This window comes from Nocardia sp. CA-120079 (assembly GCF_050955745.1).
In the GTDB taxonomy this organism is placed as follows: Bacteria; Actinomycetota; Actinomycetes; order Mycobacteriales; family Mycobacteriaceae; genus Nocardia.
Window position 1 is genome coordinate 8,197,316 of record NZ_CP192088.1, and the last position, 16,977, is coordinate 8,214,292.

Here is a 16,977-nt window from a genome sequence, read left to right on the forward strand (position 1 = left end):
TTTGCTCAGCTCAGGTGATCGCGGAACTTGCTTCAACTGATTTGGTCGATGAATTCGAATAGCTCGCGGTCGTCGGCGGATTCGAGACTGTCGGGGCCGCCGCCCAGGTCGAATTCGCCGGTGTCCTTGTCTTCGAGCTCACGCAACAGTGCGGTCAACCTGCTCGCGATATCCGATCGGTCCACAGCTGACAGCTCGGCCGTGGCACAACTGCGCGCCAGCGACTCGAGCTCGGCCGCAATACGTTCCGCGGGGTCGTCGACCGGAACGATCTCCTGCCGGAGGTAATCGGCCAGCGACTCGGGGGTGGGATAGTCGAACATCGCGGTCGCGGACAACTGCACGCCGACAGCCGATTTCAGCCGGTTGCGGAATTCCATCACGCCCAGTGAGTCGAATCCGATATCGCTGAACGGCTTGTCCGGCGGGGTCGAGTCCGCACTGGTGTGTCCCAGCACAGCCGCGGCTTGGGCCCGGATGACGTCCAGGATGACGCGTTCCTGTTCGGCGGTCGAGCGGCCGAGCAGTTGCGTCGACAAAGATGCGGAGCCATTCGATGCTGCCGACGGCACGCTCGCCGTATCGACCACCCGGCGGTGCGATGGCCGCGACAAGCCACGCATGACCGCGCGCACATCATCGCGATGTGCTTCGCCGAGAGCGGCCCGGTCGATCCGGACCGCCACGAACGCCGACCGGCCGCCCGCCCATGCGGCGTCGAACAGCTCCATGCCGTCCTCGTCGCCCAACGGAAGGAGACCTTCGCGCCGCAAACGCGCTAGGTCGGCCGCGCCGAGCGTGCTGGTCATACCGCCGCTCTGCTCCCATGGCCCCCATACCACCGACGTCGCGGGCAGACCGATCACGTGCCGGTGTTGCGCCAGCGCATCGAGGAAGACATTGGCGGCCGCATAGTTCGCCTGGCCCGGATTGCCGATCACGCCTGCGATCGAGGAGTACAGCACGAACGCCGACAGATCCAGGTCCTTGGTCGCCTCGTGCAGATTCCAGGCCGCATTCACCTTGGGCCGCAACACTTTCGCGATCTGCTCCGGCGTCATGGTGGCGAGCAGACCGTCGGCCAGCACACCCGCCGCATGCACGACAGCGGTCAACGGATGCTGCGACGGTATGGCCGCCAACACCGCGTCCAGTGCGGCTCGATCGGCCGCGTCACACGCGACCACATCCACATGCGCACCGAGCGCGGTCAGCTCGGCGGCGAGTTCGGCCGCGCCGGAGGCTTGCGGACCACGCCTACCCGCCAACACCAGCCTGCGCACACCATGGACGGTGATCAGGTGTCGGGCGGCCACCGCGCCCAATCCTCCGGTGCCGCCGGTGATGAGAACAGTGCCCTCGGGCCGCAATGGCACCGGCACGGTGAGCACGTTCTTCCCGATATGCCGGGCCTGGCTCAGGACCCGGTAGGCCTGCGGCGCCTGCCGCATATCCCACGCGATGGTCGGATACGGCGCCAGAGTCCCGGCCTCGAAAAGCTCGACCAGCGTAGTCAGAATCTCGTGCAGCCGATCGGGACCCACCTCCATCAGCATGAAGCTGTGGTAGTCCACCCCCGGATGCTCGGCGGCCACCGCGACCGGATCACGCCGGTCGAGCATGCCCATCTCGACGAACCGGCCACCGCGCGGCAGCAGCCGCAACGACGCATCCACGAATTCGCCTGCCAGCGAATCCAATACGATGTCCACACCGCGACCGTGGGTGGCGTCGAGGAACTTCTGCTCGAAATCCAACGTGCGCGAGTTGCCGATTTCAGCGTCGTCGAACCCCGAATCGCGCAACACATTCCACTTCGGCTCACTGGCGGTGACCAACAAGCGCAGGCCCAGGTGTCGCGCGAGTTGCACGGCCGCCAAGCCGACGCCACCGGTCGCCGCATGCAGCAACAGCGTCTCGCCAGATCGCGCATCGGCCAGGTCGACAAGGCCGTAGTAGGCGGTCGCGTAGACGATCGGAATCGCCGCGGCCTGGGTGAACGACCAACCACGTGGCATCGGCGCGAGAAGTCGGCGATCGACCACCGCCACCGATCCGACACCCGGGATCAACCCGAAAACCCGGTCGCCAGGCGCGAATTCGGTCACATCCGGTGCGACCTCCAAGACGACACCGGCTCCCTCGCCGCCGGGCCGACCAGCCTTGTCGGGGTAGGTGCCGAGCGCCATCAGCACATCCCGGAAGTTGAGGCCGACCGACCGCATACTCACCCGGACCTGTCCTGGTGCAAGCGGTTCCAACGCGGTTGGATGGTCGCTCAAGGTGAAGTTGTCCGCGGTCAACGTGCCCTTGTCGCGCAGAGTCAGCGCCCATGCCGGGACATTTCGCGACGCGACGTCGAGAGCGTTCGAATCACCGCGGTTCAGGCGCGGCACGTATGCCTTCCCGTGCCGCAGGGCCAGCTGGGGTTCGTCGCCCGTAGCCGAGGACAGGACCACAGCGAGCCGATAGTCCGGCCAGTCTTCGACATCGACGAGGAGAATCCGGTCCGGGTTCTCACTCTGTGCGGTACGCAGCAGGCCCCACACGGCTGCCGTGGACAGGTCCACCGGCTCGTGGGGATGTACCGCGACCGCCTGCCGGGTCACCACGACGATGAGCCGGTCCTGTGTCAGCAGCCGCTGCATCTGCGCCGCGAGGTCGGTGACCAGATCCCGTACTGCCACGGGCAGATTGCCGTCGACGGCCGAAGAGTCGGTGCGCGACGGCTCATTCCATCGCCGAGTGTCGAGCCGCAACACGGTCGCGTCCCGTCCCGCGATCGTCACGGTTTCACCGTCATCGGCGGGACTCCAGGCGGCCGCGGTGAGCGCACCCGCGGGCTCGGGTAGCGCGACCCAGTTCAGCTCGTAGCCGACGCCGTCGGTGCGACGGTGCGCCGAGCCGAGCGCATCCGCGGATAAAGTCCGCAGCGTCAGTGCCTTGACGTCGGCCACAGCCATGCCCGCCGGGTCGGCGAGGGTTACGGTGATCCGCTCACCACCAGGCCCGGAGCCGGTCGCCGCAGCACGGACCCGCACCGTGGTCGCGCCGGTCGCATACAGGGCGATGTTCTCCCACGAGAACGGGACCGCGATCGCACCGGCCCGGGTGTCGGTAACCAGCCCACCGAGTAGGACCGCATGCAGCGCGGCATCCAACAATGCCGGATGCACACCGAATACGGAGCCGTCCGATCGTGCGGATTCCGGCAATACGACCTCAGCGAACACCTCACCGTCGCGCCCCCACAGGGCGGTCAGTCCGCGGAACGCCGGTCCGTACTCATAGCCCCGCTCGGCCAGATCCGCGTAGGCGTGATCGATCGCTATCGCCGTCGCCCCCGCGGGCGGCCAGCTCACCAGACCGGAGTCGAGCGGGGGCGTGTCCGACCCGGCGACAACCGTCGCGACCGCGTGGCGAATCCATTGTCCGGCATTGTTGTCGGGCGAGTCCGAATCATCGCCGTTCGACGACGAGTACATCGACAGCGTCCGTGCGCCGGTGTCATCCGGTCCGCCCGCTACGACCCGCAGGTCGACGGCCCCGACTGCCGGTATCGGGAGAGGTGCCTCGATCACCAGCTCCGCCAGTCGCGGGCAGTCCACCACTGTTCCCACGTGCAGGGCCAGCTCCACGAGGGCGGCGCCGGGCAGCAACACCACCCCGGCGACGGCATGATCGGCCAGCCAAGGATGACCGGCTCGCGACAGCCTCCCGGTGAACACCACATCCTGGGAGTCCGGCAACCGCAGCATCGCGCCCAACAGCGGATGCCCCGCATCATCCAGGCCCGACTGCCACAGGTCCGGCGCGTCGACCGGCCGCGCCCAGTAGCGTCGATGCTGGAACGCATAGGTAGGCAACGTCATCCGATGCTTGGAGCGGCCCGCATACAGCGGCGCCCAGTCCACTCCTACGCCGACGACGGCGGCCTGTGCCAGCGCGGACACGAACTGCGTCGGCTCGTCGATCGAGCGCCGGGCGGCCGCGACGACCGTCGACTTGGCCTCGACGGCCGGAGTCTCGACCAGACATTGCCGAGTCATCGCGGACAGCACCGCATCCGGTCCGATCTCCACGAACCGCCGCGCACCTGCCTCGACCAGGGTGTCGATCCCCGGCGCGAACCGGACGCACCCCCGAACCTGCTCGACCCAGTACTCGGGATCGGTCAGCTCGGCAGCGACCACGACCGCCGAAAGGTTCGACACGATCGGCAACGATGGCTCCCGATACGTCAATCCTGCGGCGACGGAGCGGAACTCGTCGAGCATCGGCTCCATCAATACCGAGTGGAACGCGTGACTGACCCGTAGCCGGGAGGTCTGCACTGCCTCCCCGGCAAGCCGATCACCGATCTCGTCCATCGCGGACGCTTCGCCGGACAGCACCACCGACGACGGCCCGTTCACCGCAGCCAACGACACCCGTCCGCCGTACTCGGCGAGCACCGCCGACGCCTCGGCCTCCGGCACCGCGACCGCGAGCATTGCCCCGCCCTCCGGCAAAGCGCCCATCAACCGGCCGCGCGCCACGACCAGCGCACACGCATCCCCGAGCGACCACACCCCCGCCACATACGCCGCGGTCAACTCGCCGATCGAATGGCCGATCAGCAGATCCGGTGTGACACCGAATGATTCGATCAACCGGAACAAGGCCACCTCGAACGCGAACAATGCCGGTTGGGTGAATTCGGTCCGATCCAACACGCCCTCGCTGTCGGCGAACATCAGGTCCTTCAAGGACAGCGCGGAGCTCCTCGACGGGTGGCGGTCGGGCGACGGGTGGGCCCGACCCAACAGCGGATCGAACTCCGCGCACACCTCGTCCAACGCCGCCGCGAACACCGGAAACGCCTCGTACAGCCCCGAGCCCATCCCCGCCCGCTGCGTACCCTGACCCGTGAACAGGAACGCGGTCTTCCCCGAACCCGCCGTACCCTCGATCGTGCCCGGCGAACCCGCGGCCAGATCGGCCAGACCCGCCAGGAGCTCGTCTCGATCACGTCCGACGACGACGCCCCGGCGGTCCAGCAATGCTCGCGAGTCCGCCGATGACCGTGCCGCCGACCAGATATCGGCCTCCGGTCGATCGGCCAACCACGCCCGCAACCGCTTCGCCTGCGCCCGCAAGCCCTCCTCTGACTTGGCCGACACCATCAACGGCACCACGGCCACGTCGATGTCCGGCCCGGCCGCACCACGCTCGAGTACCGAAACCGCCTGGGCCGGTGCCTCTTCGATGATCACGTGGGCATTGGTGCCACTGATCCCGAACGACGACACCCCGGCCCGACGCACCCTGTTGCCGACCGGCCACGCCTGCGCCTCGGTCAGCAGTTGGACATCGCCCGCGGACCAGTCCACGTGTGGGCTCGGCTCGTCCGCATGCAGTGTCATCGGCAGAGTTCGGTGCCGCAACGCCTGCACCATCTTGATCACACCGCCGACACCGGCCGCCGCCTGCGCATGACCGATATTCGACTTGAGCGAACCAAGACGCAGCGGTTCTCCTGCACGGTCCTGCCCGTAGGTGGCGAGCAGCGCCTGCGCTTCGATCGGGTCGCCCAGCGCCGTTCCCGTCCCGTGCGCCTCGACCGCATCCACGTCCCGCGGATTCAACCCGGCATTCGCCAGCGCCGCCGCGATCACCCGCTGCTGCGACGGGCCATTCGGCGCCGTCAAACCATTGCTCGCACCGTCCTGATTGATCGCACTGCCACGCACTACGGCCAATATGTCGTGGCCCAGCCGACGCGCATCCGACAGGCGCTCCACGATCAGCACCGCTGCGCCCTCGGACCAGGCGACACCGTCGGCCGCGGCCGAGAACGACTTGCACCGGCCGTCTCGAGCCAGACCACGCTGCCGCGAAAACTCCTGGAACACCATCGGTGTCGCCATCACCGTCGCGCCACCGACCAACGCCAGCGAACACTCCCCCTGGCGCAGCGCCTGACCGGCCAGATGCAGCGCCACCAGCGACGACGAGCAGGCGGTATCCACCGTCATCGCCGGTCCTTCCAGACCCAGCGCATAGGCCACCCGTCCGGAAGCCACACTCCCCAGGCCGCCGGTGAGGACATACCCCTCGACCTCGGGCCCGGCCTTACCCGTTACCGCCTCGTAGTCCTGGTACATCACGCCCGTGTAGACACCGGTATCGCTGCCGCGCAACGACGTCGGGTCGATCCCCGCGTGCTCCAGCGCCTCCCAGGACACCTCCAGCAGCAACCGCTGCTGCGGATCCATCGCCGTCGCCTCGCGCGGGCCGATCCCGAAAAAGCCTGGATCGAAATCACCTGCGTCATAAAGGAATCCACCGCGACGGGCATAGACCGTCCCCGGCTTGTCCGGATCCGGGTCGAACAGCCGCTCCAGATCCCAGCCACGATCCGCCGGGAACTCACCCGTCGCATCCCTGCCGGAAACAACCAGATCCCACAGTGCATCCGGCGAATCGACGCCGCCGGGGAACCGGCAGGCCATACCCACGATCGCGATGGGTTCGTCCACGCGTACCCGGCGTGACACCCGTGCCGTCCTGGACCCGGAATCCGTTCCCTCGATCGTGGAGTGCAAGAGGGCGGCGACGGCCGCGGCGGTGGGGTGGTCGAAGACCAGGGTGGACGGCAGCTGGACACCGGCGGCCTTCGCCAGCCGGTTGCGGAATTCGACTCCGCCGAGCGAGTCGAATCCCAGTGCGTCGAATCGCTCGCCGGGGCCGATGTCTTCGGCGGAACCGTGCCCCAGCACTGCCGCCGCGTGCTCCCGGACCAGGTCGAGCACCACCTCGGCACGTTGGGCCTCCGGTACCCGGCTCAGTCGTGTGGCCAGTGAACTCGACGCTGCCGCGGTCCGGTCCGTGGTGCGGGGCAGGAAACCGCGCAGCACCGTCGGCACCGCACCGTTGCCCGCTTCGCGCCGCAGCTCGGCCGGGTCGAACCGAATCGCCGCCAAGTGCGCTGCGGCGCGACCGGTGGCCGCATCGAACAGGCGCAGACCTTCGTCGTTTCCGAGTGAGTGGAGACCGAGCCTTTCCCAGCGCGCAACGGCGCTGCGGTCCAAGCCACCGGTCATGCCGCCGACGGAGTTCCAGGGCCCCCAGCCCAGTGCTGTCGCGGGCAACCCGGCGGCACGGCGACGGTGCGCCAGCGCGTCGAGGAAGGCGTTGGCTGCGGCGTAGTTGCCCTGTCCCGCCGATCCGATCGTTGCCGCGATAGACGAGAACAGCACGAAGGCCGACAGGGCGCGGTCGCGAGTGAGTTCGTGCAGGTGCCATGCGGCCGCGGCCTTCGAGCTGAACACACGCCGCAGTTGCGCGGTGGTCAGGCCCGCGAGGGTGCCGTCGTCGAGGACACCGGCCGCATGGACCACGCCGGTCAGCGGATGATCGGCCGCTATCGAATCGAGCAGGGAACGGAGGGCTTCTCGATCACCCACATCGCAGGCCGCCACTGCGACAGCGACGCCGGATTCCGACAGCTCTGACACCAGTTCTCTTGCGCCGTGGGCTGTTTCGCCACGCCTGGACACCAGCAGCAGGTGGCGGACCCCGTGCACGGTGACCAGATGTCGAGCCAGCAGTGCGCCGAGACCACCGGTGCCGCCGGTGATCAGGACGGTGCCGGCGCCGAACGGCAGCGCCGCGTCGCGACTCGATAAGGGGTGATGGTCGGGCGACGGGTGGGCCTCTTCCGTTCGCGCTCGCACCAGTCTGGGCACGAGCAGTCCGCCGGCACGCACCGCCGCCTGTGGCTCGCCCGCCGCGAGCACCGCACCGACGAGTGTCGAGTCATCCATGGACGCAACGTCCGATGGGTCGGAGTCGAGGAGAATGAACCGGCCCGGATATTCGGATTGGGCGCTGCGCATCAGGCCCCAGACGGCTGCCGCGGCGAGATCCGGTGCCTCGCCCGGCAGCGCGGCACCGTTCGCGGTCACCACGACCAGCCGGGTGTCGGCCAGACGATCTTCGGCCAGCCAAGCCTGCACTGTCGCCAACACCATTTCCAGGTGGCCGCAAACGACCGCCGGATCGTCGGTCGCGGCGCCGTCCTCCGGATGCCAGATCGCGACATCTGGAATCTCTTGTACCGCAGCGAGTTCCGAGGGACTCGGATAGCAGGTGCCGATTCCAGCAACCCGCTCGGAACCGAGTACGGCCATCCGGTCCGCGGACACAATCGGTGTCGCTGTCGAGGCGGGCGTCCACTGGACCTCGTAGAGGTCGGCGGCATCCCCGGCCAGTGTGCTGCGCATCTGGTTCACGTCATAGGGCCGCATGACGACCGCGTCGACGGAAACCACGGGCCGTCCCGAATCATCAATGGCCGCAATGGAAATCGTCTCCGGGCCGCGCGCCGTGGCGATGACCCGCAGCGTCGTTGTCTTGGCCGGCGGCTGGTGCAGTCGCGCTCCGCCCCAGCGGAACAGCAACCGGCCGATGTCCGGATCGCCGTCCTGATCGCGCCAGAGGAGCCCGGCCAGCCCGGCGTGCATCACCAGGTCGAGCAACGCCGGATGCAGATCGAATCGCTCCGGGTCGGGCGCGGCCGCCGTATCCAGGATGACCTCGGAGAAGACGGTCTCACCCCGCTGCCATGCGGAGCTGACACCGCGCAACGCCGGGCCGTATTCGAGTCCGGATACTGCGGCGATCCGCTCGGGAATCCATGCCGGGTCGAGGGTTTCGGCGTCGATCGGCGGCCACGACTCGTCCCGCAACTGGTCCAGCAGCGCGTCATCGCCGTCTCGCGAGGGGGCCAGTACACCGCTGGCGTTGCGCACCCATTCGCCCGCTCGGCGGCCCCCTCGACGGAAGTAGAAGCTGAACTGCCGTCGTCCGGCCTGGTCCGGCTCCTGCACCGACACCTGGAGTTCGACCTCGTCATCTTCCGACGGCGGTATCGGAGCCTCCAGGGTCAGCTCCTCGACGACGCCGCAATCTATGCGGCTGCCCGCGGCGAGCAGGAACTCGACGAGGGCCGCGCTCGGCAGCACCACAGTGCCGTAGGTCATATGGTCGGCGACCCACGGGTGGGTCGCCAGCGAAAACCGGCCGGTGAAAACGAACTCGTCCTTACCGGCTACCGGCACCACACCGGTGAGCAACGGGTGGGCAAGGGCGTCGCCGGTGGCCTCGGGGCGCGGCGGCAACCAGAAGCGCTGGTGTTGGAAAGCGTACGTGGGCAGGGGAATTCGTCGTCTCGTCCGGCGACGCAGCAGTGGCGTCCAATCCACCCGCACCCCGGATGTGTGCGCGTGTGCCAGCATCGTCGAGAACTGTTGGGGCTCATCGTGATCCCGGCGCGCGGCCGCGGCCACCACCGAGGTCGACTCCGCGTCCTCCGGAAGCGTCTGCCGGGTCATCGCCGCAAGCACCGCGTCGGGCCCCACTTCCAGGAATCGACGCACACCCGAGGCGATCAACGTCTCGATGCCCGGCGCGAATCGCACCGCGGCCCGCACCTGACGAACCCAGTAGGCGGGTTCGGTCACTTCGTCACCAGCAAGCCGACCCGACACATTCGAAACCAACGGCAAGCGAAGCCGGTTGTACGTCAAATCCTTGACCGCAGACTCGAATTCGGCCAGCATCGGCTCCATCCGATGCGAGTGGAAGGCATGGCTGACCCGCAGCCGCGACGTCTTCACGCCACGCTCGACGAATCCTGCCTCGATTTCGCCGACCGCGTCCTCATCACCCGAGATCACCAGAGCCGCCGGCGCGTTCACCGCGGCGACCGACACTCGGTCGGGGTATCGGGCGACAACATCGTTGACTTCGGGTTCGGACGCCGCGATGGCCAGCATGGCTCCGCCCTCGGGCAACCCGCCCATGAGACGTCCGCGCGCCGCCACCAACCGGCACGCGTCCTCGAGCGACCACAGGCCCGCGAGGTACGCGGCAGCGACTTCTCCGATCGAATGGCCGATCAACACATTCGGGGTGATGCCGAACGACTCCAGCAAGCGATACAGCGCCACCTCGAAGGCGAACAGCGCGGGCTGGGTGAACTCCGTCCGATCCAGCACCGCGACATCGGTATCGCCACCAGTGACGCCGGTGAACATGACCGCTTTGAGCGAGCACTCCAATACCGGATCGAACTGGGCGCACACCGAATCCAACGCGTCCGCGAATACCGGGAACGCCTCGTACAACCCTGCACCCATGCCGATCCGCTGTGCACCCTGACCGGTGAACAGGAATGCCGTCTGCCCCGAACCGACGACGCCGCCGATCACACCGGTACCGGTACCCGATTCGGCGAGATCCGCCAACCGCTCGAGCAACTCGCCCCGATCGCGACCGAAGACCACACTGCGCGCATCCAGCTGCGCCCGCGACGTCGCCAGCGCATAGGCCGCATCCGCGATGTCGATCTCCGACCGCTCCGACAACCATGCCCGCAGCCGGGCGGCCTGGTTACGCAGACCCGCCTCGCCCTTACCCGACACCAGCAACGGGGTGACCGCCACGGTGATTTCGGTGTCCTCCTCGGCGGCCGCTACCGGTGCCGCAGGCGCTTCTTCGAGGATCACATGCGCGTTGGTGCCGCTGATCCCGAACGACGACACACCCGCCCGGCGCGTCCGAGCTCCGGCGATCCACGGTTCGGCTTCGGTCAGCAGACGCACCGCGCCCGCGGCCCAATCCACTTGCGGCGACGGCGTTTCGACGTGCAGCGTCCGCGGCAACCGCTCGTGCCGCATGGCCTGCACCATCTTGATCACACCGGCCACACCAGCGGCGGCCACGGTATGGCCGATATTCGATTTCAAGGAACCGATTCGCAACGGTTCCCGATCGCCCCGATCTTGGCCGTAGGCGGCGATCAAGGCCTGTGCTTCGATCGGATCACCCAGGGTCGTGCCGGTCCCGTGCGCCTCAACGGCGTCCACATCGACCGCCGAGATCCCCGCATTGGCGAGGGCCTGCGCGATCAACCGTTCCTGCGACGGACCGTTCGGCGCGGTCAGACCGTTGCTCGCGCCGTCCTGGTTCACCGCGCTACCGCGAACAACGGCCAGGATATTGTGTCCGAGCCGCTGCGCATCCGAAAGCCGCTCCAGCACAAGGACGCCCGAACCCTCCGACCACGCCACTCCGTCGGCGGCAGCCGAGAACGGCTTGCAGCGACCATCCGGCGACAGGCCGCGCTGGCGGGAGAAGTCCACGAACAGATACGGACTGGCCGCGACGGTCACGCCACCGGCGAGAGCCAGCGAGCTGTCGCCCTGGCGCAGCGCCTGGCACGCCAGGTGCAATGCCACCAGCGACGACGAGCACGCCGTATCCACCGTCACCGCCGGGCCCTCCAGGCCGAACACGTACGCGACGCGGCCCGAGATGACGCTGTGCGACGTGCCGGTCAGCCGGAAACCCTCCAGGTCGCCGGTCACCCGGCGCGAGTAACCCGATGAGCAGGCACCGGCGAATACACCGGTATCGCTGCCCCGCAACGACATCGGGTCGATACCCGCGTCCTCCAGGGCTTCCCACGATGTCTCGAGCAGCAGCCGCTGCTGCGGATCCATCGCCACCGCTTCGCGTGGGCTGATACCGAAGAAGCCGGGGTCGAAATCGCCTGCGCTGCTGAGGAATCCACCGTGGCGGGTGTAGACTGTGCCCGGTTTGTCGGGGTCCGGGTCGAACAGCCGATCCAGATCCCAACCCCGGTCGGTGGGGAATTCGCCGATCACGTCCCGGCCCGCGGTCATCAGGTCCCACAGGTCCTCGGCGGACCGCACACCACCGGGGAATCGGGCGCCCATGCCGACGATCGCGATCGGTTCGTCCGTGCTCGTGCGCCGCGATACCCGATGCTTACCCCGGTCGTTTCCGGTGACCCGGGCTCGCAACAGTGTCGCGACCGCACTCGCGGTCGGATGGTCGAAGATGAGCGACGCGGGCAGCGGCACACCGGTGGCCCGGATCAGCCGGTCCCGCAGCCGCACCCCACCGACCGAATCAATGCCAAACTCGGTGAACGGCAGGTCGGGGTCAATTGATCGGGCCGAATCGTGGCCTAGTACGGCGGCGGCATGCTCACGAACGATATCGAGAACTACTGTGTCACGGTGATATTCGGGGGCGGCCAGTAGTTTGCGGGCCAGCGGGCCGTCGCCCCACGCATCGATCCGCTCCCTGTCTTCGGAGATCCGGCCCTCGGAAACTTCGGGGACGCCACCGGAAGTGACCAGTGCACCGGACCAGAAGTTACGGCGCTGGAACGCGTATGGCGGCAGGTCGACCCGCGCCCCACCGGAGACCAGCGCGCGCGGATCCACCGGCACACCGGCGCAGTAGGCCTGTGCCAGCGACGCGATGAACTGTTCCGGACCGCCGGCACCGCGCCGCAACGATCCGACAACGGATACGCCCTCGGCCGCACCTGCCGCCTCGGCGGTCAGGGCGATACCCATCGTAAGCACCGGATGCGGGCCGACCTCGATGAATCCGGTGATACCGTCCCCGATCAGCGCCGTAACGGCATCGGCGAATCGAATCGGTTCCCGCTCCGACCTATACCAATATTCGGCGTCCAGTTCAGCCGTATCCAACCGGTCTGCGTATACCGCGGAGAAGAACGGCACCGATCCGGATTGCGGGCGGATCGGTGCCAGTTCCGCGAGCAGCCGATCGCGGATCCGCTCGATCGCCTTTGAATGCGACGCGTAGTCGATCGGAACCCGGCGGGCCCACACACCGTCGCGGGCGCAGTCGGCGAGGAATTCCTCCACCGCCGAAACGTCACCGGAAATCACACTTTGCGCCGGTCCGTTCACTGCCCCCAACGCCAGCCGATCTCCATACGCCGAAAGACGTTCCCGGACCGCATCCGCGTCGAGTCCGATCGAGGCCATACCGCCCTGTCCGGCCAGCTCATCAGCGAGCGCCCGGGACCGGAGAGCCACCACACGCGCCGCATCGGACAGCGACAGTCCACCCGCAACGTGCGCGGCGGCAACCTCACCGTGGGAATGGCCGATCACCACGTCCGGCTCCACACCGGCCGCTCGCCACATCCGAGCCAGTGACACCATCACCGCGAACAGCACCGGCTGCACCACATCCACGCGATCCAGCGAGGGGGCATCGACTTCGCCGCGCAGCACCGCCGTCAGCGACCAGTCCACGTACGGCGCAAGCGCCGCTGCACATTCCGCGATCGACTCCGCGAATGCCCCACCTGAATCCAGCAGTCCGAGCGCCATACCCTCCCACTGGCTGCCATTCCCCGGGAAGACGAATGCGACCCGCCTCCGCTCGGCCCGCCCGGTTGTCGGCTCGATCGCCATAGCGGGCGCGGTCGGGTCGGCCAGGGCCGCCAAACCGGCCAGCAACTCCGCCCGATCCCGCCCGACAACGCTTCCGCGCCACTCCATTTGGGCTCGCGTGGCCAGCAGCGAATGCGCCACATCGACCACATCCAGCCCCGGATGCCGCAATAGCCACTCTCGCAGCCGGGCCGCCTGTGCGCGCACGCCGCCCTCGCTGCGCGCCGACACCACCCACGGCACCGCAGCGGCCTCGCTGTCCACGGTGGACGCGGCGGACCCGACAGCGGGCGCCTCCTCCACGATCACGTGGGCGTTCGATCCCCCCATACCGAACGACGACACACCCGCCCTGCGTACATCGGCCACGGGCCAGTCCTCGGTGCCCGTAACCGCCCGTAAACCTAAGTCCGCGAGCAGAATTCGCGGATTCGGCGGCTCGAAGCCCAGGCCGGCCACCAGTTCTCGGCGGCGCAGACAGAGCACAGTCTTGATGAGGCCCGCGATACCGGAAGCACCTTCCAGATGCCCGATGTTCGTCTTGACCGATCCGACGGCCAGCGGCGCTTCCTGCGCCCGGCGCACACTGTAGGTTTCGCCGAGCGCGGCGGCCTCCATCGGATCACCGGCGAGTGTTCCGATGCCGTGCAATTCGACGTACTGCACCGACGGCGCCTCGACACCTGCCTCGGCCAGAGCGGAGCGGATCGCCGCGGCTTGCGCATCGCGACTCAGGGCGCTCAGCTCTCGGCGTTCGTTGCCGGTGTCGACCGCACTGCCGCGGATCACGGCATGAATCCGGTCGCCGTCGGCGACCGCCTGCGCCAAGGGTTTCAGCACCACGATGCCGCCGCCCTCGCCGCGTACGAACCCGTCGGCCCGCGCGTCGAAGGTGTAGCCGGCGCCTGGCGCCGACGGCGCGCCGAACTGCTCGATGCGCTCTCCGCTCGTCGGCGACAGGATCAGGTTCAGTCCACCGACCAGTGCCATGTCGCTCTCACCGCTGCGCAAGCTCTCACATGCCAGATGAACCGCGACCAGCGAGGATCCCTGGGTGCTGTCGACCAGGATGCTCGGGCCGCTGAAACCGAAGAAGTTCGAGATGCGGTTCGCTTCCGCGAAATCGGTTCCGGTACTGCCGAGGAACACACCGCACCGCCGGGCCTCGCGCGCCGTTGCGGCCAGGCCTGCGTCCTCGAGCGCCTCCCAGCTCAATTCGAGTGCCAGCAACTGCTGCGGGTCGATCGCACGCGCCTCATTGGGCGAGACCCCGAAGAAGTCCGCGTCGAACTCACCCACGGTGTCGACGAATCCGGCCCGCTCGGTGATGCTCTCGCGCCCCGCAGGAGCGGTGCCGATCGCGGCGCGCCCCTCGCTGAGCAGCTGCCAGTAGCCGTCGAGATCGGCCGCGCCCGGCAGTCTGCAGGACATGCCGACGATAGCGACCTCGAACGCCGATCCGGTCACCTCTGAACATCCTTCCCAAGGCAGGCTGGGACCCGCCGTAAAGCCTCTGACGAGTGTGTTTGTCGTCTGCGGCAAAGGAATCAGTCGATTCCCGCTTCGGACATAACGGATTTCGACGCGGTCGAGGCTCAGCGAGGAGCCCTGAATGATGCGGAGCGTCTTCCGCAAGCGACCTGGGGCCCCGAGGAGATGGAGCAGGCTAGGCCCAGGCTGGACGTGGCGTACCGCCGGACCTCAACAGAGCAAATAATCAGCGAATAATGCTGGCGGCTGGGGCGCTACGTGGGCACGCCAGCATGTCCAGGCGCACACAAGAGGGGATGGTGCCCGAAACATCTGTCGCGAGATGCATATATAGCACCTGTGCGACAGCGATATGGATCAGCACAATGATCCTTCAGATTTCCGAACAGTAGAACGCGATTCATCGTACTGAACAGTAATTTGACGATCTTGACCTTGTCAACCAGCCAGTAGCTTCCCAGTAGTTACCACGACCAGGGACGAGCAACGGGCCCGAGGTGGTGATCACCAGACTGCTCCGGTGTGGTTGTGCGATGTAAAGCATTGGTCTCCTCAGGGCGTCGCTACACCAGAAATAGCAGACCTCGTCCGCGTGACCTTTCCAAATATGGGAAGGCGGAACCGGGCCGCGTTCTGATTGTTTGCTGCGACCGGGACCGCCACCGAACACGCCATTCGCTTGGTCGAAAAACAAATCCAATGTTGAACAAGCCCAGGGTTTGCGGACGCCATCGGCCACATCGACATGTGCTGCCAGGGACACAGCGGTCAACGGCGTGGGCTATCCATCGCGACGCCGAATCGAACCCACTCCGGGCACGAACGGAAAAATGGCCCGGAACAATGTGTTCCGGGCCAATTCCCTTGTAGCGGGGACAGGATTTGAACCTGCGACCTCTGGGTTATGAGCCCAGCGAGCTACCGAGCTGCTCCACCCCGCGTCGGTAGGGACAACGCTACAGCATGGGTCGGCGCTTACCTAAACGGCAGGTGGGAGGGGTTGACCAGCGGGTAATCGGCGGTGGGTGCGAGCATGTGGGTATGCCGATTACCACTAGTGCCATTGCCCATGTGCGACTGACCGTTTGCGATATCGATCGGTCGCGAGCGTTCTACGAGAAGGTGTTCGGATGGCCGGTTGCGCTGGAGGTGCCCGCCGATGCGGATGAGGCGACACGGGAGCAACTCGGGTTCCTGTTCGGCGGGGTGATCTATCGGATGGCGCACGGGATGATCGGGTTGCGGCCGGTCGGCACCGACAGCTTCGACGAGAACCGGGTCGGGCTCGATCATCTCGCGTTCCCGCTGAACTCACTGGCCGAATTGGAGGCTGCCGCAGCGCATCTCGATGACTGCGGGGTCGCGCGCGAAGACATCAAGGACATCGGGTTCAGCTATATCCTCGAATTCCGGGATCCGGACAATATCGCGTTGGAACTGATCGTCCGCAAGTAGGCTAGGCCGCCTTCACCACCTTCTGCACCGCTGCGACGAAGAACTGATCGAAGGCCGCTTGATCGAGCGAATCATCCAGCGCGGCAAGGCGAACCGCGACCGTGATGCCCCGGACCTCGGCGTAGCCCAGGTACGCGTTCTGCGTCAGCGGAGTACCGCTGGCATCCGTCGTCGCGGTGCTGGTCGCGTGGTAGGCGATTGCGTTCGCGCCATTCAGTCCCTGGGGTACCGGCTGACTCGTGACGCGCTCCGATGCGGTGACCTGGTGGCCGTCATAGGTCGCGACCACCTCGACCGAACCGCAGCGCTTATTGCCGTCCGCGATCCGTTGCAGATCTCCGGTCCGCCCGGAGACGAATTCGACAAAAATCTGGCCCGACTTACCGGTCGCCGCGGAGATGGACGACTGCGCGAGCAACTCCTTGGTCGCTGCTCCGAGATCCTGCTGCGTGGAACCGCATTCTGCCGGTGTGAAGGTGGCGTTCTGCTGTGTTGCGGTGAGATCGCCGACCGTCGACTGCAGCTGCTCCGGTGGCAGATCGAGTTTCTTTGTGCCCGCGGGGAACTCCTCGGGGGTCAGCACCAACTGTTCGCGAGGCGTGGTCGGCGCCGAAGAGTGATCCGCCGAGTCGTCCTTGCTGCTGCAGCCCGCGACGAGTACCGCGACCGCCGCCATTGCCACTGTCCACCGCGCATTACGCAATTCGATCATGGGGTGATCATGTCAGCTGTCGTCATG

The 16,977-nt window shown here is 67.1% G+C and carries 3 protein-coding genes and 1 tRNA gene; 1 reads left to right on the forward strand and 3 read right to left on the reverse strand.

The window, feature by feature from the left end; genetic code table 11:
• Positions 1-32 precede the first annotated feature (32 nt).
• Both ACQPYR_RS37325 and ACQPYR_RS37330 read right to left on the reverse strand, forming a co-directional pair.
• A complete protein-coding gene (locus ACQPYR_RS37325) occupies positions 33-14,759 on the reverse strand; it encodes an SDR family NAD(P)-dependent oxidoreductase (RefSeq protein ID WP_433623995.1) in 14,727 nt (4,908 codons plus the stop codon).
• Positions 14,760-15,650: 891 nt separating this feature from the next.
• Positions 15,651-15,724 (reverse strand) — tRNA-Met (locus ACQPYR_RS37330).
• Between the two features lie 100 nt (positions 15,725-15,824).
• Here ACQPYR_RS37330 and ACQPYR_RS37335 point away from each other — a divergent pair.
• Positions 15,825-16,238, forward strand: a complete 414-nt coding sequence (locus tag ACQPYR_RS37335) for a VOC family protein (RefSeq protein ID WP_433623997.1) — start codon at positions 15,825-15,827, stop codon at positions 16,236-16,238.
• A 1-nt stretch (position 16,239) separates the two neighbouring features.
• On the opposite strand, the gene ACQPYR_RS37340 is transcribed toward ACQPYR_RS37335, so the two are convergent.
• Positions 16,240-16,950, reverse strand: a complete 711-nt coding sequence (locus ACQPYR_RS37340; RefSeq protein WP_433623999.1) for a hypothetical protein — start codon at positions 16,948-16,950, stop codon at positions 16,240-16,242.
• Positions 16,951-16,977 lie beyond the last annotated feature (27 nt).

What these genes read in the sequence shown, in the direction of transcription:
- ACQPYR_RS37335 (WP_433623997.1), top strand. Translation starts at nt 15,825, where the DNA reads ATGCCGATTACCACTAGTGCCATTGCCCATGTGCGACTGACCGTTTGC.
- ACQPYR_RS37340 (WP_433623999.1), bottom strand. Translation starts at nt 16,950, where the DNA reads ATGATCGAATTGCGTAATGCGCGGTGGACAGTGGCAATGGCGGCGGTC.